Origin of the sequence: Citrobacter sp. Ca225 (genome assembly GCF_030337175.1) — a bacterium.
Lineage (GTDB): Bacteria > Pseudomonadota > Gammaproteobacteria > Enterobacterales > Enterobacteriaceae > Citrobacter_A > Citrobacter_A amalonaticus.
This window is the reverse complement of the sequence record NZ_JAOWCD010000063.1, coordinates 88,769-111,708: the sequence shown is the minus strand read 5'-3', so window position 1 is coordinate 111,708 and position 22,940 is coordinate 88,769. Positions and strand designations below refer to the sequence as shown.

Below are 22,940 nucleotides of genomic sequence, written 5' to 3'. Positions count from 1 at the left end.
CACTTATCTGGCATAGATAAAAAAGGCCGCTTTCGCGGCCTTCATTTAATTATCAAATCGTTACTTCGCTTTGTTTTCCAGGTTTTCAACCTGGGGCAAACCAGTAGCCGAAGAGGCAGAAAGCAGCCCTGACTGTGCATAGCCGAACAGCTTCTCCCGGGTATCGGTGATGTCCAGGTTACGCATGGTCAACTGCCCAATACGATCGTCCGGTGAGAACACGGAGTCACCTTTCTCCATTGTCAGACGCTCTGGCTTGTAGGTCAGGTTGTCGGACACGGTATTGAGGATCGAATAGTCGTTGCCGCGACGCAGTTCCAGCGTCACTTCACCGGTAATCTGGCTGGCGACCCAACGCTGCAGACTATCACGCAACATCAGCGCCTGAGAGTCGAACCAACGACCCTGATAGAGCAGGCGACCTAACTGACGGCCGTGGGCGTGGTACTGCTCAATGGTGTCTTCGTTGTGGATACCAGTCAGCAGACGCTCATAGGCGATATGCAGCAGCGCCATCCCAGGGGCTTCGTAAATACCGCGGCTTTTGGCTTCAATAATACGGTTTTCAATCTGGTCACTCATTCCCAGTCCGTGACGCCCGCCGATGCGGTTCGCTTCCAGCATCATTTCCACATCGTCACTGAAGGTCTTACCATTCAGCGCGACCGGATGACCCTGTTCGAAGCGAATGGTGACTTCTTCCGCGGCGATCTTCACGTTCTCATCCCAGAACTTCACGCCCATGATTGGGTTGACGATCTTAACGCTTGAGTTCAGAAACTCGAGGTCTTTGGCTTCGTGCGTCGCGCCGAGCATGTTGGAGTCCGTGGAGTAGGCCTTTTCGACGGACATTTTGTAGTCGAAACCGCAGGCGATCATAAACTCAGACATCTCATGACGACCGCCCAGTTCATCGATAAAGTCCGTATCCAGCCACGGTTTGTAGATCTGTAGTTCAGCGTTGGTCAGCAGGCCATAGCGATAGAAACGCTCGATGTCGTTTCCTTTATAGGTACTGCCGTCGCCCCAGATATTGACGCCGTCTTCTTTCATCGCTGCAACCAGCATAGTGCCGGTGACTGCACGACCGAGCGGCGTAGTATTGAAATAGGTGAGCCCGCCAGTGGTGTTATGGAATGCCCCACACTGAATCGCGGCGATACCTTCAGCAACCAGTTGTTTACGGCAGTCGATCAGTCGAGCGTTCTCTGCACCGTATTCCATTGCACGACGAGGGATCTCATCATAGTCCTCCTCGTCTGGCTGACCCAGGTTCGCAGTATATGCATATGGGACAGCCCCTTTTTGTCGCATCCACAGCAGTGCCGCGCTGGTGTCCAGGCCGCCGGAAAAAGCGATACCAATACGTTGACCTACCGGAAGATGCTTGAGAATCGTCGTCATAAAATAAAACCCTGCTTGATAGACTGATGGTGAGATCGGCTTTCTGCTCTCAGTGCATGTTTATGCAAAATAAATGAGTTTTCATTTAATCATCTTTTTACGGAGACAGGAAGAGTTTCGTGTTTATTTCCGTAAATTACGCTGATGACGGCATGTCAGGTTATGTCGTTAACAAGGTTGACACAATGGGGGGGTAATCAATATAATACGCGCAGATTTTACGTCCCGTCCTCGGTACCAAATCCCAGCAGTATTTGCATCTTTTACCCAAAACGAGTAAAATTTGCCACGTTTCAGGCGCGGGGTGGAGCAGCCTGGTAGCTCGTCGGGCTCATAACCCGAAGGTCGTCGGTTCAAATCCGGCCCCCGCAACCACTTTCCCTTAGAGTTCTTTTTCAAATATACTGTGAAGACCATGGCCTTCGTAGCTGGATTTGAAAAAAATTCTTTCGGAAGGTTCTCCAGACCGCAGTTGCGGTTATAGGGTTCAGTTATCTAAAGCCCCGATTTTTCGGGGTTTTTTGTTATCTGACTACAGAATAACTGGGCTTTAGGCCCTTTTTTTATGTCTTGGGGGTGGGCTTGTCCACATTAGAGCAAAAATTAACAGAGATGATTACAGCGCCAGTTGAGGCCTTAGGTTACGAACTGGTCGGCATCGAATTTATTCGCGGTCGCACATCCACACTGCGCATCTATATTGATAGTGAAGATGGCATCAATGTTGATGATTGTGCTGATGTGAGCCACCAGGTGAGCGCAGTTCTGGACGTTGAAGATCCTATTACTGTGGCTTACAACCTGGAAGTCTCCTCACCGGGTCTCGACCGCCCAATGTTCACTGCTGAACACTATGTGCGTTTCCTGGGTGAAGATGTTTCGCTGGTACTCCGCATGGCGGTACAGAACCGCCGTAAATGGCAGGGCGTTATCAAAGCGGTAGATGGTGAAATGATCACCGTCACAGTCGAAGGAAAAGATGAAGTGTTCGCGCTGAGTAATATCCAGAAGGCGAACCTGGTTCCCCACTTTTAACAGTCTGGATGAGGTGAAAAGCCCGCGATGAACAAAGAAATTTTGGCTGTTGTTGAAGCCGTATCCAATGAAAAGGCGCTGCCACGCGAGAAAATTTTTGAAGCGTTGGAAAGTGCGCTGGCTACAGCGACAAAGAAAAAATATGAACAAGAGATTGACGTTCGCGTAGAAATCGATCGTAAAAGCGGTGATTTTGACACTTTCCGTCGTTGGGTGATTGTTGAAGAAGTGACCCAGCCGACGAAAGAAATCACGCTGGAAGCCGCACGTTTTGAAGACGAAAGCCTGAACCTGGGCGATTACGTTGAAGATCAGATTGAATCTGTGACCTTTGACCGTATCACTACCCAGACCGCAAAACAGGTTATCGTACAGAAGGTTCGTGAAGCTGAACGCGCGATGGTTGTTGATCAGTTCCGTGAACACGAAGGTGAAATCATCACCGGCGTGGTGAAGAAAGTGAACCGCGATAATATCTCTTTGGATCTGGGCAGCAATGCTGAAGCGGTGATCCTGCGCGAAGACATGCTGCCGCGTGAAAACTTCCGCCCTGGCGACCGTATTCGTGGCGTTCTTTACTCTGTTCGCCCGGAAGCACGCGGCGCGCAACTGTTCGTGACCCGTTCCAAGCCGGAAATGCTGATTGAACTGTTCCGCATTGAAGTGCCGGAAATTGGCGAAGAAGTGATTGAAATTAAGGCCGCAGCTCGCGATCCGGGTTCCCGTGCGAAAATCGCGGTGAAAACCAACGACAAGCGTATCGACCCGGTCGGCGCGTGTGTTGGTATGCGTGGCGCACGCGTTCAGGCGGTTTCGACCGAGCTGGGCGGCGAGCGCATCGATATCGTCCTGTGGGATGATAACCCGGCGCAGTTCGTGATTAACGCTATGGCACCGGCTGACGTTGCGTCTATCGTGGTGGATGAAGATAAACACACCATGGATATCGCCGTTGAAGCCGGTAACCTGGCGCAAGCAATTGGACGTAATGGTCAGAACGTCCGCCTGGCTTCGCAATTAAGCGGTTGGGAACTCAACGTGATGACCGTTGATGACCTCCAGGCTAAACATCAGGCTGAAGCACATGCCGCGATCGATACCTTCACCAAATATCTCGATATTGATGAAGAGTTCGCCACTGTTCTGGTTGAAGAAGGGTTTGCCACTCTGGAAGAACTGGCCTACGTGCCAATGAAAGAACTGCTGGAAATCGATGGCCTTGATGAGCCGACCGTTGAAGCACTGCGCGAGCGTGCTAAAAACGCACTGACCACTCTGGCACTGGCCCAGGAAGAAAGCCTCGGTGATAACAAGCCGGCTGACGATCTGCTGAATCTGGAAGGATTAGATCGCGATATGGCCTTCAAACTGGCTGCCCGTGGTGTTTGTACGCTGGAAGATCTCGCCGAACAGGGCATTGATGATCTGGCTGATATCGAAGGGTTGACCGACGAAAAAGCCGGTGAGCTGATTATGGCTGCCCGTAATATTTGCTGGTTCGGCGACGAAGCGTAATAAACTGTAGCAGGAAGGAACAGCATGACAGATGTAACCGTAAAAACGCTGGCCGCAGAGATACAGACCTCCGTGGATCGCCTGGTACAGCAATTTGCTGATGCCGGTATCCCGAAGTCTGCTGATGACTCTGTGTCCGCACAAGAAAAACAGACTTTACTGGCGCACCTGAACCGTGAAAATGGTTCTGGCCCGGATAAGCTGACGCTGCAGCGTAAAACGCGTAGCACCCTGAACATTCCAGGTACCGGTGGAAAAAGCAAATCGGTACAAATCGAAGTCCGCAAGAAGCGCACCTTTGTGAAACGTGATCCGCAAGAGGCCGAACGCCTTGCCGCGGAAGAGCAAGCGCAGCGTGAAGCGGAAGAGCAGGCCCGTCGTGAGGCAGAAGAAATGGCCAAACGCGAGGCGCAACAAAAAGCTGACCGTGAGGCCGCAGAACAAGCTAAGCGTGACGCCGCTGATAAAGCGAAACGCGAAGCTGCGGAAAAAGACAAAGTGAGCAATCAACAGACTGACGATATGACCAAAACCGCCCAGGCCGAGAAAGCCCGCCGTGAGAATGAAGCTGCAGAGCTGAAGCGTAAAGCGGAAGAAGAAGCACGCCGCAAGCTTGAAGAAGAAGCGCGCCGCGTAGCGGAAGAAGCTCGCCGTATGGCGGAAGAGAATGCAGGCGTGTGGGCTGAGCAGGAAAAAGTGGAAGAAGATAAGAGCGATTATCATGTCACCACTTCTCAGCACGCTCGCCAGGCCGAAGACGAAAACGATCGTGAAGTGGAAGGCGGTCGTGGCCGTGGCCGCAACACGAAAGCGGCGCGTCCGGCGAAGAAAGGCAACAAACACGCTGAATCCAAAGCCGACCGTGAAGAAGCGCGTGCCGCGGTTCGCGGTGGTAAAGGCGGCAAACAGCGTAAAGGTTCCGCACTGCAGCAGGGCTTCCAGAAGCCAGCGCAGGCTGTTAACCGTGACGTTGTGATTGGCGAAACCATCACCGTTGGCGATCTGGCGAACAAGATGGCGGTTAAAGGCTCTCAGGTCATCAAAGCGATGATGAAGCTGGGTGCAATGGCGACCATCAACCAGGTGATCGACCAGGAAACCGCACAGCTGGTTGCCGAGGAAATGGGCCACAAAGTTATCCTGCGTCGTGAGAACGAGCTGGAAGAAGCCGTAATGAGCGACCGTGATACGGGTGCTGCGGCTGAACCGCGCGCACCGGTGGTGACCATCATGGGTCACGTTGACCACGGTAAAACGTCTCTGCTGGACTACATTCGTTCAACGAAAGTGGCCTCTGGCGAAGCGGGCGGTATTACCCAGCACATCGGTGCTTACCACGTTGAAACCGACAACGGTATGATCACCTTCCTGGACACCCCGGGCCACGCCGCGTTTACCTCCATGCGTGCTCGTGGTGCACAGGCAACGGATATCGTGGTTCTGGTTGTTGCAGCAGACGACGGCGTGATGCCGCAGACCATCGAAGCTATCCAGCACGCGAAAGCGGCGGGTGTGCCGGTTGTGGTTGCAGTAAACAAAATCGATAAGCCGGAAGCCGATCCGGATCGCGTTAAAAACGAACTGTCCCAGTACGGCATTCTGCCGGAAGAGTGGGGCGGTGAGAGCCAGTTCGTCCACGTTTCTGCAAAAGCAGGTACTGGTATCGACGAACTGCTGGATGCGATCCTGCTGCAGGCCGAAGTTCTCGAACTGAAAGCGGTCCGTAAAGGGATGGCGAGCGGTGCGGTTATCGAATCCTTCCTGGATAAAGGTCGTGGTCCGGTTGCTACCGTACTGGTGCGCGAAGGTACGCTGCATAAAGGCGATATCGTACTGTGCGGCTTCGAATACGGTCGCGTTCGTGCGATGCGTAACGAACTGGGTCAGGAAGTTCTGGAAGCAGGTCCGTCCATTCCGGTGGAAATCCTGGGTCTGTCCGGTGTTCCGGCAGCCGGTGACGAAGTGACCGTGGTACGTGACGAGAAGAAAGCACGTGAAGTTGCACTGTATCGTCAGGGCAAATTCCGTGAAGTGAAACTGGCACGTCAGCAGAAATCTAAACTCGAGAACATGTTCGCCAACATGACCGAAGGCGAAGTTCACGAAGTGAACATCGTGCTGAAGGCCGACGTTCAGGGTTCTGTGGAAGCGATCTCCGACTCCTTGCTGAAACTGTCTACCGACGAAGTGAAAGTGAAGATCATCGGTTCTGGTGTCGGTGGTATCACCGAAACCGACGCAACCCTGGCCGCAGCGTCCAACGCGATTCTGGTTGGCTTCAACGTTCGTGCGGATGCCTCTGCGCGTAAAGTGATTGAATCCGAAAGCCTGGATCTGCGCTACTACTCCGTCATCTATAACCTGATCGATGAAGTGAAAGCGGCGATGAGCGGTATGCTGTCTCCGGAACTGAAACAGCAGATCATCGGTCTGGCTGAAGTTCGTGATGTGTTCAAATCACCGAAATTTGGTGCCATCGCGGGCTGTATGGTTACCGAAGGGACGATCAAACGTCACAACCCAATCCGCGTCCTGCGTGACAACGTGGTTATCTACGAAGGCGAGCTGGAATCCCTGCGCCGCTTCAAAGATGACGTTAACGAAGTCCGTAACGGTATGGAATGTGGTATCGGCGTGAAGAACTACAACGACGTTCGCGTTGGCGATATGATCGAAGTGTTCGAGATCATCGAGATTCAACGTACCATCGCATAATCTTCGTCGTCTTTTGGGCCGCCACTGCGTTGGCTACGAGCGTTCACCCCGGTCACATAGTTATATGCTCCGGGGATTCACGCCCTTGTTGCCTTGTTGCAACCCAAAATACTTAGAAGATGGTTTTGCGTAGCCCGGGGAAGCGAAGCGCCACCCGGCAATAATTTTTAAAAGGGGCTTAGGGCCCCTTTTTTGTCTGGAGAATTTATTATGGCGAAAGAATTTGGTCGCCCGCAGCGCGTGGGACAGGAGATGCAAAAAGAGATCGCAATCATCCTGCAGCGCGAAATTAAAGACCCGCGTCTGGGCATGATGACCACCGTTTCCGGTGTCGAAATGTCTCGCGATCTGGCGTATGCCAAAGTGTATGTCACCTTCCTGAATGACAAAGATGAAGACGCTATCAAGGCAGGCATCAAAGCGTTACAGGAAGCGTCCGGCTTCATCCGTAGCCTACTGGGTAAAGCGATGCGACTGCGTATCGTGCCGGAACTGACCTTCTTCTACGATAATTCGCTGGTGGAAGGGATGCGCATGTCCAACCTGGTGACCAACGTGGTTAAACATGACGAAGAACGTCGTGTAAACCCGGACGACAGCAAGGAGGACTAATGAGTCGTCCTCGTCGTCGTGGTCGCGACATTCACGGTGTCCTGCTGCTGGATAAGCCGCAGGGCATGTCCAGCAATGACGTACTGCAAAAAGTTAAACGCATTTATAACGCCAATCGCGCCGGGCATACCGGGGCGCTGGATCCGTTAGCGACCGGCATGCTGCCGATTTGCCTCGGGGAAGCGACCAAGTTTTCGCAGTATCTGCTGGATTCTGACAAGCGTTATCGGGTGATTGCCCGTCTGGGACAGCGTACAGACACGTCCGATGCCGATGGGCAAATCGTACAGGAGCGCCCGGTCGCCTTCACCCCCGAGCAACTGGCGGCCGCGCTGGACACGTTCCGCGGTGATATCGAGCAGGTGCCATCGATGTATTCGGCGCTGAAGTATCAGGGTAAAAAACTGTACGAATACGCGCGTCAGGGCATTGAAGTGCCGCGTGAAGCCCGACCGATTACCGTTTACGAGCTGTTGTTTATCCGTCATGAAGGGGATGAACTGGAGCTGGAAGTGCACTGTTCGAAAGGCACTTATATTCGTACTATTATTGACGATCTGGGTGAGAAGCTGGGATGTGGCGCGCATGTGATCTTCCTGCGTCGTCTGACGGTCAGCAAATATCCGGTGGATCGTATGGTCACGCTGGAGCGTCTGCGTGAAATGGTCGAACAGGCGGAGCAACAGGGGATCCCGGCAGCACAGTTGCTTGATCCGCTGTTGATGCCGATGGACAGTCCGGCATCGGACTACCCTGTCGTTAATTTGCCGCTAACATCATCGGTTTACTTCAAAAACGGTAACCCGGTTCGCACGAACGGCGCCCCGCAGGAAGGGTTAGTCCGTGTCACGGAAGGTGATGACGGTAAATTTATCGGTATGGGCGAGATCGACGACGAAGGTCGCGTGGCGCCTCGCCGATTAGTGGTGGAGTATCCGGCGTAGCACGGGTTCGTCTTGCGATAAGAAGGCGCTACGAGTAGAATACTGCCGCTTAACGTCGCGTGAATTTTTTAACAGTTCACCTGGCGTACACTGGGAACGCTGAATTAGAGATCGGCGTCCTTTCATACTTAATACTTTGGAGTTTTAAAATGTCTCTAAGTACTGAAGCTACAGCTAAAATCGTTTCTGAGTTTGGTCGTGATGCAAACGACACCGGTTCTACCGATGTTCAGGTTGCACTGTTGACTGCACAGATTAACCACCTGCAGGGCCACTTTGCAGAGCACAAAAAAGATCACCACAGCCGTCGTGGTCTGCTGCGCATGGTTTCTCAGCGTCGTAAACTGCTCGACTACCTGAAACGTAAAGATGTTGCACGCTACACCGCGCTGATCGAGCGTCTGGGTCTGCGTCGCTAATTCTTGCGAGTTTCGTAAAAGGGGGCCTTCATGGCCCCTTTTTTCAAGCAGATGGCAGCAATTCACTGGAAACTATTGTATTGTTGCTATGAATGATCTTCCGTTGCAGAGGTTCGCGCGGCTAATGAGAGGCTTTACCCAATTTCGTATGGGTTAGGGTTGTCATTAGTCGCGAGGATGCGCAGAAGATCGGGTATTAACGGCGATTCAGTCTGTGTCGCCAAAAAATTGGAAAGGATATTATTTTGCTTAATCCGATCGTTCGTAAATTCCAGTACGGTCAGCATACCGTTACGCTGGAAACCGGCATGATGGCCCGTCAGGCCACTGCCGCTGTTATGGTTAGCATGGATGACACGGCGGTATTCGTGACCGTTGTCGGCCAGAAAAAAGCGAAGCCGGGTCAGGACTTCTTCCCGCTGACCGTTAACTATCAGGAGCGTACCTACGCTGCTGGCCGCATCCCAGGTAGCTTCTTCCGTCGTGAAGGCCGTCCAAGCGAAGGCGAAACTCTGATCGCGCGTCTGATTGACCGCCCGGTTCGTCCGCTGTTCCCGGAAGGTTTCGTGAACGAAGTTCAGGTTATCGCAACCGTCGTTTCCGTTAACCCGCAGGTTAACCCGGATATCGTCGCGATGATCGGTGCCTCTGCTGCACTGTCTCTGTCTGGTATTCCGTTCAACGGCCCAATCGGTGCGGCACGTGTGGGTTATATCAATGACCAGTACGTACTGAACCCGACTCAGGACGAGCTGAAAGAGAGCAAACTGGATCTGGTCGTTGCCGGTACGGAAGCCGCCGTACTGATGGTTGAATCCGAAGCAGAACTGCTGAGTGAAGACCAGATGCTGGGTGCTGTCGTGTTTGGTCACGAACAGCAGCAGGTGGTTATCAAAGAAATCAACGAACTGGTGAAAGAAGCCGGTAAACCACGTTGGGACTGGCAGCCGGAAGCGGTGAACGAAGCGCTGAACGCGCGCGTTGCAGCCCTGGCAGAATCTCGCCTGAGCGACGCTTACCGTATCACCGACAAACAAGAGCGTTATGCTCAGGTTGACGTGATCAAGTCTGAAACCATCGCAACGCTGGTTGCAGAAGATGAGTCCCTGGACGCTAACGAACTGGGTGAAATCCTGCACGCAATCGAGAAAAACGTGGTGCGTAGCCGTGTACTGGCCGGCGAACCGCGTATTGATGGCCGCGAAAAAGACATGATCCGTGGTCTGGACGTGCGTACTGGCGTACTGCCACGTACCCACGGTTCCGCACTGTTCACTCGTGGCGAAACTCAGGCGCTGGTTACCGCAACCCTGGGTACCACCCGTGATGCGCAGAGCCTCGACGAACTGATGGGCGAGCGTACTGACAACTTCCTGTTCCACTACAACTTCCCTCCGTACTGCGTCGGCGAAACCGGCATGGTCGGTTCTCCGAAGCGTCGTGAAATTGGTCACGGTCGTCTGGCTAAGCGCGGCGTGCTGGCAGTGATGCCGGATCTGGATAAATTCCCGTACACCGTGCGTGTGGTTTCTGAAATCACCGAATCCAACGGTTCTTCTTCCATGGCTTCCGTGTGTGGTGCCTCTCTGGCGCTGATGGACGCAGGCGTGCCGATCAAAGCGGCCGTTGCGGGTATCGCGATGGGTCTGGTGAAAGAAGGCGACAACTACGTTGTTCTGTCTGACATCCTGGGCGACGAAGATCACCTGGGCGATATGGACTTCAAAGTTGCGGGCTCCCGCGACGGTATCTCTGCGCTGCAGATGGATATCAAAATTGAAGGTATCACCAAAGAGATCATGCAGGTTGCTCTGAACCAGGCTAAAGGTGCGCGTCTGCATATCCTGGGCGTGATGGAACAGGCGATTAACGCGCCACGCGGCGACATTTCTCAGTTTGCACCGCGTATCCACACCATTAAGATCAGCCCGGACAAAATCAAAGATGTGATCGGTAAAGGCGGTTCTGTGATCCGTGCGCTGACCGAAGAGACTGGCACCACCATCGAAATCGAAGATGACGGTACCGTGAAAATCGCAGCAACCGACGGTGAAAAAGCGAAATACGCAATTCGCCGTATCGAAGAGATCACCGCAGAAATCGAAGTGGGCCGTATCTACAACGGTAAAGTGACCCGTATCGTTGACTTTGGTGCGTTCGTTGCCATCGGCGGCGGTAAAGAAGGCTTGGTACACATCTCGCAGATCGCAGATAAGCGCGTTGAGAAAGTGACCGATTACCTGCAGATGGGCCAGGAAGTACCGGTTAAAGTTCTGGAAGTTGACCGCCAGGGCCGTGTACGTCTGAGCATTAAAGAAGCAACTGAACAATCTCAGCCTGCCGCCGCACCGGAAGCTCCGGTAAGCGAACAGGGCGAGTAAGGTTGCCATTTGCCCTCCGCCGTTGCGGAGGGCTTTTAACCTGGCAGGACGCCTTGTTAGCAACCGGGGAACAGGACGTTCAATTAATCGTTGTCTTCGGGAGTGGGAAATGAAGCCTTTTTTGCGCTGGTGTTTCGTGGCAACAGCACTCACGCTGGCTGGATGCAGTAACTCCACCTGGCGTAAGAGTGAAGTCCTCGCAGTACCATTGCAACCGACTTTGCAGCAGGAAGTGATTCTGGCACGCATGGAACAAATTCTTGCCAGTCGGGCTTTAACCGATGACGAACGCGCACAGCTTTTATATGAGCGCGGAGTGTTGTATGATAGTCTCGGTCTGAGGGCATTGGCGCGAAATGATTTTTCACAAGCGCTGGCAATCCGACCTGATATGCCTGAAGTATTCAATTACTTAGGCATTTATTTAACGCAGGCAGGCAATTTTGATGCTGCCTATGAAGCGTTTGATTCTGTACTTGAGCTTGATCCAACTTACAACTACGCGCACTTAAATCGCGGTATCGCATTGTATTACGGCGGTCGCGATAAGTTAGCGCAAGATGATCTGCTGGCGTTTTATCAAGACGATCCCAATGATCCTTTCCGCAGCCTGTGGCTTTATCTCGCCGAGCAGAAGCTCGATGAGAAGCAGGCAAAAGTCGCGCTGAAACAGCGCTTCGAGAAATCGGATAAAGAACAATGGGGATGGAACATTGTCGAGTTCTACCTGGGCAACATTAGCGAAGCAACGCTGATGGATAGGCTCAAGGCGGACGCAACGGATAACACCTCGCTCGCTGAGCATCTCAGTGAAACCAACTTCTATTTAGGTAAGTACTACCTAAGTCTGGGGGATTTGGACAACGCTACGGCATTGTTCAAACTGGCGGTGGCTAACAACGTTCATAACTTTGTTGAGCACCGATATGCATTGTTGGAATTATCGCTCCTGGGCCAGGACCAAGATGACCTGGCAGAATCGGACCAGCAATAGCTGACGTACACATCAGCCCGTAATCTTTTTGATTGCCATCACCTTCGCGGGTGAGGGCGTTGTTGTTCGTTAATACACCTACTTTGAGCCGGTTCACACTTTTCAATGAAAATTGCAGATCAATTTCATGATGAGTTATGTAGACTGGCCGCCATTAATTTTGAGGCACACGTACTACATGGCTGAATTCGAAACCACTTTTGCAGATCTGGGCCTGAAGGCTCCTATCCTTGAAGCCCTTAACGATCTGGGTTACGAAAAACCATCTCCAATCCAGGCAGAGTGCATTCCGCATCTGCTGGGCGGTCGCGATGTTCTGGGTATGGCCCAGACCGGTAGCGGCAAAACGGCAGCGTTCTCTTTACCGCTGCTCAACAATCTTGATCCTGAGCTGAAGGCACCTCAGATTCTGGTGCTGGCACCGACCCGCGAACTGGCGGTTCAGGTAGCCGAAGCGATGACGGATTTCTCTAAACACATGCGCGGCGTGAACGTGGTTGCCCTGTACGGCGGCCAGCGTTATGACGTGCAGTTACGCGCCCTGCGTCAAGGGCCGCAGATCGTCGTCGGTACGCCGGGTCGTCTGCTTGATCACTTAAAACGCGGTACCCTGGATTTGTCTCGTCTGAGCGGTTTGGTACTGGACGAAGCCGATGAAATGCTGCGTATGGGCTTCATCGAAGACGTTGAAACCATCATGGCGCAGATCCCGGAAGGTCATCAGACCGCTCTGTTCTCTGCCACCATGCCGGAAGCGATTCGTCGCATTACCCGCCGCTTCATGAAAGAGCCGCAGGAAGTGCGTATTCAGTCCAGCGTCACTACCCGTCCGGACATCAGCCAGAGTTACTGGACTGTCTGGGGCATGCGTAAAAACGAAGCGCTGGTGCGTTTCCTGGAAGCGGAAGATTTTGATGCGGCGATTATCTTCGTTCGTACCAAAAACGCGACTCTGGAAGTGGCTGAAGCGCTGGAGCGTAGCGGCTATAACAGCGCCGCGCTGAACGGCGACATGAACCAGGCGCTGCGTGAGCAGACCCTGGAACGTCTGAAAGACGGTCGTCTGGATATCCTGATTGCAACCGACGTTGCGGCCCGTGGCCTGGACGTTGAGCGTATCAGCCTGGTCGTAAACTACGATATCCCAATGGATTCCGAGTCTTACGTTCACCGTATCGGTCGTACCGGTCGTGCGGGTCGTGCAGGCCGTGCGCTGCTGTTCGTTGAGAACCGCGAGCGTCGTCTGCTGCGTAACATTGAACGCACGATGAAGCTGACCATTCCGGAAGTTGAACTGCCGAACGCTGAACTGTTGGGCAAACGTCGTCTGGAAAAATTTGCGGCTAAAGTACAGCAGCAGCTGGAAAGCAGCGATCTGGATCAGTACCGTGCGCTGTTGGCGAAACTGCAGCCGACGGCCGAAGACGAAGAGCTGGATATCGAAACTCTGGCTGCCGCTCTGCTTAAGATGGCGCAGGGCGAACGTCCGCTGATTCTGCCGCCAGATGCGCCGATGCGTCCGAAGCGTGAGTTCCGCGACCGTGACGATCGTGGTCCGCGTGACCGTAACGATCGTGGCCCGCGTGGCGACCGTGAAGACCGTCCGCGTCGTGAACGTCGTGACGTTGGCGATATGCAGCTGTACCGCATTGAAGTGGGCCGTGATGATGGCGTTGAAGTTCGTCATATTGTTGGCGCGATTGCAAACGAAGGCGACATCAGCAGCCGTTACATTGGTAACATCAAGCTGTTCGCTTCGCACTCCACCATCGAACTGCCGAAAGGTATGCCGGGTGAAGTCCTGCAGCACTTTACGCGCACTCGCATCCTGAACAAGCCGATGAACATGCAGCTGCTGGGCGATGCGCAGCCGCACACTGAACGTCGTGGCGGTGGTCGTAGCTTTGGTGGCGAGCGTCGTGAAGGTGGTCGTGGCTTCGGCGGTGAGCGTCGTGAAGGTGGTCGTGGTGATGGGCGTCGTTTCAGCGGCGAACGTCGCGAAGGTAGCCGTGCACCACGTCGTGAAGAAGGCTCCAGCCGTCGTCGTGACGCGTAAACATCTTGCTTACTGACGTAAAGTAATAGATACAGCCCCGGTAAAACTATCGGGGCTTTTTTTATTTCATTTGTACTATTGTACTGGTACAGTGCAACACATTAAAATGCCGTCACAACATTATTCGCTGGAGAAATCGCTAAATGGCAACACTAACCACCACCCAGACATCACCTTCGCTGCTCGGCGGCGTGGTGATCATCGGCGGCACCATTATCGGCGCAGGGATGTTCTCTCTGCCGGTGGTCATGTCCGGGGCGTGGTTTTTCTGGTCAATGGCGGCGCTGGTCTTTACCTGGTTCTGCATGCTGCATTCCGGTTTGATGATCCTCGAAGCCAACCTCAACTATCGTATCGGTTCAAGCTTCGACACCATCACCAAAGATCTGCTGGGCAAAGGCTGGAACGTCGTCAACGGTATTTCTATTGCCTTCGTGCTCTATATCCTGACCTACGCCTATATTTCGGCGAGCGGTTCGATTTTGCACCATACCTTCAGCGAAATGTCGCTGAAGGTGCCTGCGCGTGCGGCAGGGTTTGGCTTTGCCCTGTTGGTGGCGTTTGTGGTGTGGTTGAGCACCAAAGCGGTGAGTCGCATGACGGCGATCGTGCTGGGTGCGAAAGTCATTACTTTTTTCCTGACCTTCGGCAGTCTGCTCGGGCACGTCACGCCGACCACGCTGTTTAACGTCTCGGAAAGTCACGCCTCTTATACGCCGTACCTGTTGATGACGCTGCCATTCTGTCTGGCGTCCTTTGGTTACCACGGTAACGTCCCGAGCCTGATGAAATACTACGGCAAAGATCCGCGCACTATTGTGAAGTGCCTGGTCTACGGTACGCTGCTGGCGCTGGTGCTCTACTCCGTCTGGTTGCTGGGAACGATGGGAAACATTCCGCGTCCAGAGTTTATCGGTATCGCGCAGAAGGGCGGCAATATTGATGTGTTGGTTCAGGCGCTAAGCGGCGTGCTGAACAGTCGCAGTCTGGACCTGTTGCTGGTGGTGTTCTCCAACTTTGCGGTGGCGAGTTCATTCCTCGGCGTGACGCTGGGACTGTTTGACTATCTGGCGGATCTGTTTGGTTTCGATGATTCGGCGCTGGGGCGCTTCAAAACGGCGCTGCTTACCTTTGTGCCGCCAATCGCCGGTGGGTTGCTGTGGCCGAACGGTTTCCTGTATGCCATTGGTTATGCAGGACTGGCGGCGACCATCTGGGCCGCGATTGTACCGGCGTTGCTGGCACGTAAATCGCGTCAGCGCTTTGGTAGCCCGAAATTCCGTGTCTGGGGTGGTAAGCCGATGATTGTCCTGATTCTGGTTTTTGGTGTCGGTAACGCGCTGGTACATATCCTGTCGAGCTTTAATTTATTGCCTGTGTACCAGTAAGTCTTTTGTGCCGGATGGCGGCTACACCTTATCCGGCCTACGCGATCTCGTAGGCCAGGTAAGTGGAAGCGCCACCGGGCAAAAACTACCCCACCAACTCTTCTTTCACATCCATCGCCAGATCAAACGAGTGCAGACGCGCCTGATGGTCAAAAATCTGCCCGTTAACCATGATCTCGTCCGCCTGGGTTTCACGCAGAATAGACTCCAGTCCGTGGCGTACTTTCGTTTTATCACCCACCAGCGACATGCTCAGCGCCTGTTGCACACCATACTGTTCTGACGGCGACCAGAACTGATCCATATTTTGAATCGGCGCCGGGAGTTGGCCCGTTTCGCCACGCCGCAACTTGACGAAAGCCTGCTGCATCGAGGTGAAAAGATACTCTGCATCACGGTTACTGTCGGCGGCAATGATGTTGATGCACACCATTGCATACGGTTTTTCCAGCCGCGCGGATGGCCGGAACTGCGTGCGGTACAGATGCAGCGCCTGGAACAGCATATCCGGTGCGAAGTGGGAGGCAAAAGCGAACGGCAGGCCAAGCTGTGCGGCTAACTGCGCGCTATAGAGGCTGGAACCTAACAGCCAGACCGGGATCTTCTCGCCGTAGCCAGGCACCGGGCGCACCTGCGGATTTGGATCGCGTGCGTCAAACCAGTCCACCAGCTCAGCGACGTCGCGAGGGAAGTTATCGATATCGCCGCCCATATGGCGACGCAGGGCTCGCATTGTCGGCTGGTCGCTGCCCGGCGCGCGGCCCAGGCCGAGATCAATGCGTCCCGGATAGAGCGTATTCAACGTACCGAACTGCTCGGCAATGACCAGAGGTGAGTGATTGGGAAGCATGACGCCGCCGGAACCGAGGTGCAAAGTCCGGGTGTTGGCGGCCAGATAGCCAATCAGTACCGACGTTGCTGCACTGGCGATACCGGTCATGTTGTGGTGTTCCGCCAGCCAGTAGCGGTGGTAGCCTCGTTTTTCCGCGAGGCGGGCGAGATCCAGCGAGTGCGAGAACGCCTCTTTTGCTGAAGATCCGTCAGGAATCGGTGCCAGATCCAGCACCGAGAAAGGAATGGTTTTGTCAGTCATAACGGCTCACTTTGTTACCAGTTAATCTTTTCATACTGCATTAAAGATTAGTTAATGTTGTTAACAAAGTGAGCTATTTATCAGGACTGCAGTTCGAGACCCGCCAGCCGTTTCCAGTAGCCATTGCAGTCGCTATGCGCGGTAAGCGGCAACGGCGCGTGCCCCGTTTCGTTGGCGCGGAAGGCGTCAAGCATCGCGAATGTCTCGGTTCCCAGCGGTGACAGACGCACAATATCCACCAGCCCCTGCATTGACGTCAGTTCGTTCCCCAGATTGTAGATATAGCCGCTCATGGTCTGAATGCCATTGAGGATGAACACCTGTTGATTCTCCTGGGAGAGCACGTCGCGGCCATTCGGGTACTTGATGCAGCAGGTTTCGCATTCATCTTTCGGCCGGTCTTCCGAACGAGCGGTAAAACAGCGAGCGGAGTAAGCCAGCGGCAGATGCCCGTAGCTCAGAACTTCCACTTCAAACTGCTGGCGAATCCCCAGTTCATCACACTGATTGAGCAGGTTCACCAGCCAGTCGCGGGACAGTTCTACCGGCATGCACCAGCGCACCATTCCGTGTTTGAGCAGCAGGCGCAGCGTGACCGCGTTGTAGCAGTTCAGCGCGTGTCCGGCGACAAACGGGAGTTTGCGGTCGGCGCACATATTCACCACGCCAAGATCGCTGGCCTCCAGCAAAAAGTCGCCGTTTTCGACATAACGCTTCAGCTCATTCAGCTCAGAAGAGGCTTGTACCAGCGCCAGCGTTGAAAGTACCACCTGCTTACCGCTACCGGCGAGCGACTTCGCCATATCCAGCCAGTCGCCGACTTTCGTGGCGCGGCGTTTGCTGCACACCGCTTCGCCAAGATAGATAACATCCGCGCTGCTGGCGGCGGCCTGCTGATAAAAATCTTCCAGCGTCTCTTTCGGCCAGTAATAAAGCACCGGCCCTAAGGAATATTTCATTGCTTTTCTCACTGCCATTTACGGTGATACGCGCCAAGCGTCGTCTGGGTGCCTTCGGACATTGCGCCGAGCGTTTCCATCCACGCGGGCTGCGGCGCATAGTGCTGTGGGTCGGCGATGCAGCGGTCAATCGCCTGACGCCACACTTTCGCCACCTGGCTGACATAGGCCGGGCTGCGCTGACGACCTTCAATTTTCACCGAGGCAATATTCGCCGCCAGTAGTTCCGGCAGCAGTTCCAGCGTGTTCAGGCTGGTTGGTTCTTCCAGTGCGTGGTAACGCTCACCGTCAACCAGGTAACGCCCTTTACACAGCGTCGGATAACCGGCGTTTTCCCCATCCTGATAGCGGTCGATCAACACTTCATTCAGACGAGATTCCAGCCCCTGTGGCGTCTGCTGCCAGCGTACAAAGCGGGCAGGGGAACAGGCGCCTACCGTATTAGGAGATTCACCGGTTAACCAGGACGAGAGATAACAGCGACCTTCCGCCATAATGCATAGACTGCCGAAAGCAAAAACTTCCAGCGGCACCGGCGTCACGCGGGCAAGCTGTTTCACCTGATGAATCGAGAGCACGCGTGGCAGGACGACGCGGGCAACGTCAAAATTGCGATGATAAAAGTTGATCGCTTCTTCATTTGTTGCCGAAGCCTGAACAGAGACATGGCGCTCAATATGCGGATAACGAACTGCGGCATACTCAAGCATCGCGAGATCGGCAAGGATCAGCGCATCCGCACCCAGTTGCGCGGCCATATCCACCGCGCGCTGCCAGCGGGCATAACCATCTGGATGCGCAAAGGTGTTAATGGCGATGTGCAATTTGCGGCGGTGTTGATGGACAAAACTCACCGCTTCCTGCAATTTCTTCTCGGTAAAGTTAAGGCCGGCGAAGTGGCGGGCGTTGGTATCATCTTTAAGCCCGATATAAACAGCATCAGCGCCGTTTTCGATGGCCGCCTTAAGCGCCGGGAGATTTCCGGCAGGGCAGAGCAGCTCCATAATTTATCCTGAAGATTGCGCCGCTTGGGACGCATAATTGTTAACGAACAAGGATTTTAGTTAACCTTGCTGCGACAATTTTTGATTTAAGGCAGTTAAAGTCGTATTGATATCAGTAATAAAGAGGTAGAGATTTCGTACGCAATTGTTGATTTACGCCGCTATGTCGTTTATCTGATATGGCAAAATAGCAGGATAATTGAAACAGGGAGTAAAGCTCGTGTTAGATAAGCTGCGTTCACGCTTAGTACATTTCGGTCCGTCTCTGATGAGTGTGCCAGTTAAACTGACGCCCTTTGCACTGCAACGCCAGGTTCTGCAACAGGTCCTGAGCTGGCAGTTTCGCCAGGCCCTGGCAGACGGTGAACTGGAATTCCTGGAAGGCCGTTGGTTAAGCATTACGGTTCGCGATATCGGCCTGAAGTGGTATACCTCGGTCGAGAATGACAAACTGATCGTCTGCGAGGATGCGCAAGCCGACGTGAGTTTTAGCGCTGATGCCAGCGATCTGTTGATGATCGCCGCACGTAAGCAGGATCCGGATACGCTCTTCTTCCAGCGCCGTCTGGTGATCGAAGGGGATACGGAGTTAGGGTTGTATGTGAAAAACCTGATGGATGCCATTGACCTGGAGCAGATGCCCAAAGCGTTGCGTGTTATGCTGCTGCAACTGGCGGATTTTGTTGAGGCGGGCATGAAATACTCGCCAGAAACCAAACAAACATCGGTAGGTGAACCATGCTGATTCGAGTAGAAATTCCCATTGACGCCCCCGGCATTGATGCCCTGCTGCGTCGTTCATTCGAAAGCGATGCGGAAGCGAAACTGGTTCACGACCTACGTGAAGATGGTTTTCTGACGCTCGGTCTGGTCGCCACCGACGATGAAGGTCAGGTGGTGGGTTATGTGGCATTCAGCCCCGTCGACGTGCAGGGCGAAGATCTGCAGTGGGTTGGTATGGCACCGCTGGCGGTAGACGAAAACTATCGTGGACAAGGTCTGGCCCGCCAACTGGTTTATGAAGGACTGGATTCACTCAATGAATTTGGCTATGCCGCCGTGGTCACCCTGGGCGATCCGGCACTGTACAGCCGTTTTGGTTTCGAACTGGCCGCCCACCACGATCTGCATTGCCGCTGGCCAGGCACGGAAAGTGCGTTCCAGGTGCATCGCTTAGCGGATGATGCATTAAGCGGCGTCACGGGACTGGTCGAGTATCACGATCACTTTAATCGTTTTTAAGCGTCGGGGTTTGCAGATCATGCAGTAATGCTGCAAACCCTTCGCCTTCTGCGACGAGCCGTTCTTTCTGCCGCTTAGTGAGTTTTTTGACCCGGTATTCTGCGCGCAGCGCCAGTGAGCGATCGCCAACCGGCGCGGAAAACGCCAGCGTCAGTTCTCCTTTTCCCCGCAGCGCTTTTGCCCCTTTTCCTTGTTGATGTTGTTGATAGCGGCGCGCTACATCGGTGGTGATCCCGGTGTACAGGGCGTTGTCGGCGGTGCGAATCAGATAGAGATACCAGGGTGTCATCGTGGCCTTCGGCGTGTTACGTTTCTGGCATCCAGTATAAAAGAGAACCAAGATGGAAACACTTACTGCGATCAGTCGTTGGCTGGCGAAACAACACGTTGTGACCTGGTGTGTGCATCGCGAAGGTGAACTGTGGTGTGCAAATGCGTTTTACCTTTTCGACGCCAAAAAGGTCGTTTTTTATGTGCTGACGGAAGAGAAAACGCGTCATGCGCAGATGTCCGGACCGCGTTCACCCGTTGCCGGAACGGTAAATGGGCAACCGAAAACGGTCGCATTGATTCGCGGCGTGCAGTTTAAAGGGGAGATTCGCCAGCTGGTTGGAGAGGAAAGCGACGCGGCGCGACAGGCCTATCTTCGCCGCTTCCCGGTTGCCAGAATGCTGTCCGCGCCGGTATGGGAAATCCGCCTTGATGAACTCAAGTTCACCGACAACACCCTGGGTTTTGGCAAAAAATTAGTGTGGTTACGTCAGTCAGGCACCGAGAATGCGTAAGGCTTCACGATTGAACGCCGGCAGATCGTCAGGGGTACGACTGGTCACCAGTTGGTCTTTATCAACCACCACTTCCTGATCGTAAAATTCTGCACCGGCGTTTTTCACGTCGATAATGATCGGTTTAACGGCGGTCAGTTTACGCCCGCGAATCACATCGGCGCTGATCAGCAACTGTGGTCCGTGACAGATGGCGAAGACCGGTTTACCCGTGTTCACGAAATCGCGCGTAAAGGTGACGAAACGGTCATCACCGCGAAGGTAATCCGGTGAATGGCCGCCAGGTAACAGCAATGCATCGAAATCGGCCGGACGCACTTCATCAATCGCTTTATCAATCGTGACGCTGGCTTCGCCTTTTTTCCCTTTTACGGTTTTATCTGCCTGTTTTTCAATCGTAATAACCTCATGCCCGGCCTGACGAAACTCTGCTGCGGGTGAGGTGAATTCTGAGTCCTCAAACTCGTCAGTGATTAAAACGGCAATCTTCTTACTCATGCTTCCTCCGCTGGATCTGCATTGGATAAGGCAATTTTTCCCTGATGATGGATAATTACCTTGTGAACTACTAAGCCTGGTCGATAGGGCTGAGGGTGCAAGGCGGACAATTCTGGAAAGGAGCGAGGATGAGTCAGGTACTGATTACCGGGGCGACCGGGTTGGTTGGCGGACATTTACTGCGGATGTTGCTTAATGAACCGAAGATCCATTCCATTGCCGCGCCAACGCGACGTCCGCTGGCGGATATGCCTGGCGTCTATAATCCCCACGATCCGCAACTGACCGATGCGCTGGCGCAGGTCACCGATCCTGTCGATATTGTTTTTTGCTGCCTGGGCACGACCCGCCGTGAAGCGGGCAGTAAAGAGGCGTTTATCCATGCCGACTATACGCTGGTGGTCGACACCGCGTTGACCGGTCTCCGCCTGGGGGCGCAGCATATGCTGGTGGTGAGTTCGATGGGGGCCAATGCCCATTCGCCGTTTTTCTATAACCGCGTAAAAGGGGAAATGGAGGAGGCGCTGATTGCGCAAGATTGGCCAACGCTGACGATTGCGCGTCCGTCGATGCTGCTCGGCGATCGGTCAAAGCAGCGGATGAACGAAACCCTGTTTGCACCGTTGTTCCGGTTGCTGCCGGGCAACTGGAAATCGATTGAGGCGCGGGACGTGGCGCGCGCGATGCTGGCGGAAGCGCTTGCGCCTGAACATGACGGGGTAACAATCCTGACATCGTCTCAACTGCGGGAAAAGGCGGCGTCAATATAGCATTTCCAAACATTTCCCAAAGGCGTAGTATTCACCGGCAAAATTATCTAACACTCCCTGGGGAATGCTATGGCTGGTCAGTCTTCGTCTCAGGCGGCAACACCGTTTCAATGGTGGAAACCCGCTCTTTTCTTTCTCGTCGTCATTGTTGGTCTCTGGTATGTGAAATGGCAACCTTACTACGGTAAAGCCTTCACCGCCGCAGAAACACACAGTATCGGAAAATCTATTCTGGCGCAGGCCGATGCGAACCCCTGGCAGGCAGCTTGGGACTATGCGATGGTCTATTTCATTGCGGTCTGGAAGGCAGCGGTATTGGGGGTGATCCTCGGCTCGCTGATTCAGGTTCTGATCCCGCGTGATTGGCTGTTACGCACGCTTGGACAGGCACGTTTTCGCGGCACGCTGTTCGGTACGCTTTTCTCTCTGCCCGGCATGATGTGTACCTGTTGTGCTGCACCGGTGGCGGCGGGGATGCGTCGCCAGCAGGTTTCGATGGGCGGTGCGCTGGCATTCTGGATGGGGAATCCACTGTTAAACCCGGCGACGCTGGTGTTTATGGGCTTTGTCCTTGGCTGGCATTTCGCGGCGATCCGTCTGGTCGCTGGACTGGCGATGGTGCTGGTAGTGGCGACGCTGGTACAAAAATGGGTGAAAGAGCCTCCGCAGACTGAATTGCCGGTGGAAATCACGCAGCCGGACGAGCAGGGCGGGTTCTTTGTTCGCTGGGGTAAAGCGCTATGGATGCTGTTCTGGAGCACCATCCCGGTCTATATTCTGGCAGTGTTGGTACTGGGTGCGGCGCGCGTCTGGCTGTTCCCTCATGCCGATGGCGCTATTGATAACAGCCTGCTGTGGGTGATTGCGCTGGCGGTAGCCGGTTGTCTGTTTGTGATCCCAACTGCCGCAGAAATCCCGATTGTGCAGACCATGATGCTGGCAGGAATGGGAACTGCGCCTGCGCTGGCACTGCTGATGACATTACCCGCCGTCAGCCTGCCGTCGCTGATTATGCTACGTAAAGCGTTTCCGGCAAAAGCGCTGTGGATGACCGGTGCGCTGGTGGCGATTTCGGGTGTGATGGTGGGAAGTATTGCGTTGATATAAAACAGCAATGCCGGGGGCG

General features: G+C 54.0%; 22 protein-coding genes and 1 tRNA gene. 17 read left to right on the top strand and 6 right to left on the bottom strand.

Annotated features, from left to right (window positions below):
• Nucleotides 1–60: 60 nt before the first annotated feature.
• Nucleotides 61–1,404: an argininosuccinate synthase gene (gene argG / locus OGW13_RS08680; RefSeq protein ID WP_044255923.1), complete on the bottom strand. Its 1,344-nt coding sequence runs from the start codon at nt 1,402–1,404 to the stop codon at nt 61–63.
• A 298-nt stretch (nt 1,405–1,702) separates the two neighbouring features.
• On the opposite strand from argG, the gene OGW13_RS08675 reads away from it, so the two are divergent.
• The 12 genes from OGW13_RS08675 (at nt 1,703) to mtr (ending at nt 15,463) form a co-directional block, all read left to right on the top strand.
• Nucleotides 1,703–1,779: transfer RNA gene (locus OGW13_RS08675), tRNA-Met, on the top strand.
• 207 nt (nt 1,780–1,986) lie between these two features.
• Nucleotides 1,987–2,439 carry a ribosome maturation factor RimP gene (gene rimP, locus OGW13_RS08670; RefSeq protein ID WP_150547131.1) on the top strand — a complete coding sequence of 151 codons (453 nt, stop codon included), beginning with the start codon at nt 1,987–1,989 and terminating at the stop codon, nt 2,437–2,439.
• A gap of 27 nt (nt 2,440–2,466) precedes the next feature.
• A complete protein-coding gene (gene nusA / locus OGW13_RS08665; protein WP_042325113.1) occupies nt 2,467–3,954 on the top strand; it encodes a transcription termination factor NusA in 1,488 nt (495 codons plus the stop codon).
• Nucleotides 3,955–3,978: 24 nt separating this feature from the next.
• Nucleotides 3,979–6,669: a translation initiation factor IF-2 gene (gene infB, locus OGW13_RS08660; RefSeq protein ID WP_042998284.1), complete on the top strand. Its 2,691-nt coding sequence runs from the start codon at nt 3,979–3,981 to the stop codon at nt 6,667–6,669.
• Between the two features lie 210 nt (nt 6,670–6,879).
• Nucleotides 6,880–7,281 carry a 30S ribosome-binding factor RbfA gene (gene rbfA / locus OGW13_RS08655; protein WP_042998283.1) on the top strand — a complete coding sequence of 134 codons (402 nt, stop codon included), beginning with the start codon at nt 6,880–6,882 and terminating at the stop codon, nt 7,279–7,281.
• The gene (truB, locus tag OGW13_RS08650) at nt 7,281–8,225 is read left to right on the top strand and encodes a tRNA pseudouridine(55) synthase TruB (protein ID WP_090050699.1); all 945 of its coding nucleotides are present in this window, start codon (nt 7,281–7,283) and stop codon (nt 8,223–8,225) included. The genes rbfA and truB overlap by 1 nt, the downstream gene beginning before the upstream one ends.
• 149 nt (nt 8,226–8,374) lie before the next feature.
• Nucleotides 8,375–8,644: a 30S ribosomal protein S15 gene (gene rpsO, locus OGW13_RS08645; RefSeq protein ID WP_000059465.1), complete on the top strand. Its 270-nt coding sequence runs from the start codon at nt 8,375–8,377 to the stop codon at nt 8,642–8,644.
• 245 nt (nt 8,645–8,889) lie between these two features.
• Nucleotides 8,890–11,025, top strand: coding sequence for a polyribonucleotide nucleotidyltransferase (gene pnp, locus OGW13_RS08640; RefSeq protein WP_042998281.1), 2,136 nt, complete (start codon nt 8,890–8,892; stop codon nt 11,023–11,025).
• 109 nt (nt 11,026–11,134) lie between these two features.
• Nucleotides 11,135–12,019, top strand: a complete 885-nt coding sequence (gene nlpI / locus OGW13_RS08635) for a lipoprotein NlpI (RefSeq protein ID WP_042998280.1) — start codon at nt 11,135–11,137, stop codon at nt 12,017–12,019.
• Nucleotides 12,020–12,124: 105 nt separating this feature from the next.
• Nucleotides 12,125–12,205 (top strand): protein YrbN, encoded by an 81-nt coding sequence (yrbN, locus tag OGW13_RS08630; protein WP_010723222.1) that lies wholly within the window; start codon nt 12,125–12,127, stop codon nt 12,203–12,205.
• Complete coding sequence (gene deaD, locus OGW13_RS08625) at nt 12,198–14,075, top strand: ATP-dependent RNA helicase DeaD (RefSeq protein ID WP_042998279.1); 1,878 nt, start codon at nt 12,198–12,200, stop codon at nt 14,073–14,075. The genes yrbN and deaD overlap by 8 nt, the downstream gene beginning before the upstream one ends.
• 143 nt (nt 14,076–14,218) lie before the next feature.
• Nucleotides 14,219–15,463, top strand: a complete 1,245-nt coding sequence (mtr, locus tag OGW13_RS08620; protein ID WP_287115903.1) for a tryptophan permease — start codon at nt 14,219–14,221, stop codon at nt 15,461–15,463.
• Nucleotides 15,464–15,548: 85 nt separating this feature from the next.
• Here the strand turns inward: mtr and OGW13_RS08615 are convergent, their stop codons facing one another.
• The 3 genes from OGW13_RS08615 to ubiU form a co-directional block, all read right to left on the bottom strand.
• Nucleotides 15,549–16,556, bottom strand: a complete 1,008-nt coding sequence (locus tag OGW13_RS08615; RefSeq protein ID WP_044255915.1) for a luciferase-like monooxygenase — start codon at nt 16,554–16,556, stop codon at nt 15,549–15,551.
• An 80-nt stretch (nt 16,557–16,636) separates the two neighbouring features.
• Nucleotides 16,637–17,515 carry a U32 family peptidase gene (locus OGW13_RS08610; RefSeq protein ID WP_433913834.1) on the bottom strand — a complete coding sequence of 293 codons (879 nt, stop codon included), beginning with the start codon at nt 17,513–17,515 and terminating at the stop codon, nt 16,637–16,639.
• An 8-nt stretch (nt 17,516–17,523) separates the two neighbouring features.
• Nucleotides 17,524–18,519 carry a ubiquinone anaerobic biosynthesis protein UbiU gene (ubiU, locus tag OGW13_RS08605; RefSeq protein WP_287115901.1) on the bottom strand — a complete coding sequence of 332 codons (996 nt, stop codon included), beginning with the start codon at nt 18,517–18,519 and terminating at the stop codon, nt 17,524–17,526.
• Between the two features lie 220 nt (nt 18,520–18,739).
• On the opposite strand from ubiU, the gene ubiT reads away from it, so the two are divergent.
• Both ubiT and OGW13_RS08595 read left to right on the top strand, forming a co-directional pair.
• On the top strand, nt 18,740–19,264 hold the full coding sequence (gene ubiT, locus OGW13_RS08600) for a ubiquinone anaerobic biosynthesis accessory factor UbiT (protein ID WP_042998274.1): 525 nt from the start codon (nt 18,740–18,742) through the stop codon (nt 19,262–19,264).
• Complete coding sequence (locus tag OGW13_RS08595) at nt 19,258–19,761, top strand: GNAT family N-acetyltransferase (RefSeq protein WP_042998273.1); 504 nt, start codon at nt 19,258–19,260, stop codon at nt 19,759–19,761. The genes ubiT and OGW13_RS08595 overlap by 7 nt, the downstream gene beginning before the upstream one ends.
• On the opposite strand, the gene OGW13_RS08590 is transcribed toward OGW13_RS08595, so the two are convergent.
• The gene (locus OGW13_RS08590) at nt 19,748–20,050 is read right to left on the bottom strand and encodes a GIY-YIG nuclease family protein (RefSeq protein ID WP_044255912.1); all 303 of its coding nucleotides are present in this window, start codon (nt 20,048–20,050) and stop codon (nt 19,748–19,750) included. The two genes, OGW13_RS08595 and OGW13_RS08590, sit on opposite strands and share 14 nt — an antisense overlap.
• 52 nt (nt 20,051–20,102) lie before the next feature.
• Here OGW13_RS08590 and OGW13_RS08585 point away from each other — a divergent pair, with 52 nt between their 5' ends.
• On the top strand, nt 20,103–20,546 hold the full coding sequence (locus OGW13_RS08585; RefSeq protein ID WP_287115899.1) for a YhbP family protein: 444 nt from the start codon (nt 20,103–20,105) through the stop codon (nt 20,544–20,546).
• Here OGW13_RS08585 and yhbO read toward each other — a convergent pair.
• Complete coding sequence (gene yhbO / locus OGW13_RS08580) at nt 20,526–21,044, bottom strand: protein/nucleic acid deglycase (RefSeq protein ID WP_287115898.1); 519 nt, start codon at nt 21,042–21,044, stop codon at nt 20,526–20,528. The genes OGW13_RS08585 and yhbO overlap by 21 nt on opposite strands.
• 128 nt (nt 21,045–21,172) lie before the next feature.
• Between yhbO and OGW13_RS08575 the strand changes: the two genes are divergently transcribed.
• The gene (locus OGW13_RS08575) at nt 21,173–21,814 is read left to right on the top strand and encodes an NAD(P)H-binding protein (RefSeq protein ID WP_044255906.1); all 642 of its coding nucleotides are present in this window, start codon (nt 21,173–21,175) and stop codon (nt 21,812–21,814) included.
• Nucleotides 21,815–21,883: 69 nt separating this feature from the next.
• Nucleotides 21,884–22,921 (top strand): permease, encoded by a 1,038-nt coding sequence (locus OGW13_RS08570; RefSeq protein ID WP_044255902.1) that lies wholly within the window; start codon nt 21,884–21,886, stop codon nt 22,919–22,921.
• Nucleotides 22,922–22,940: the final 19 nt, after the last annotated feature.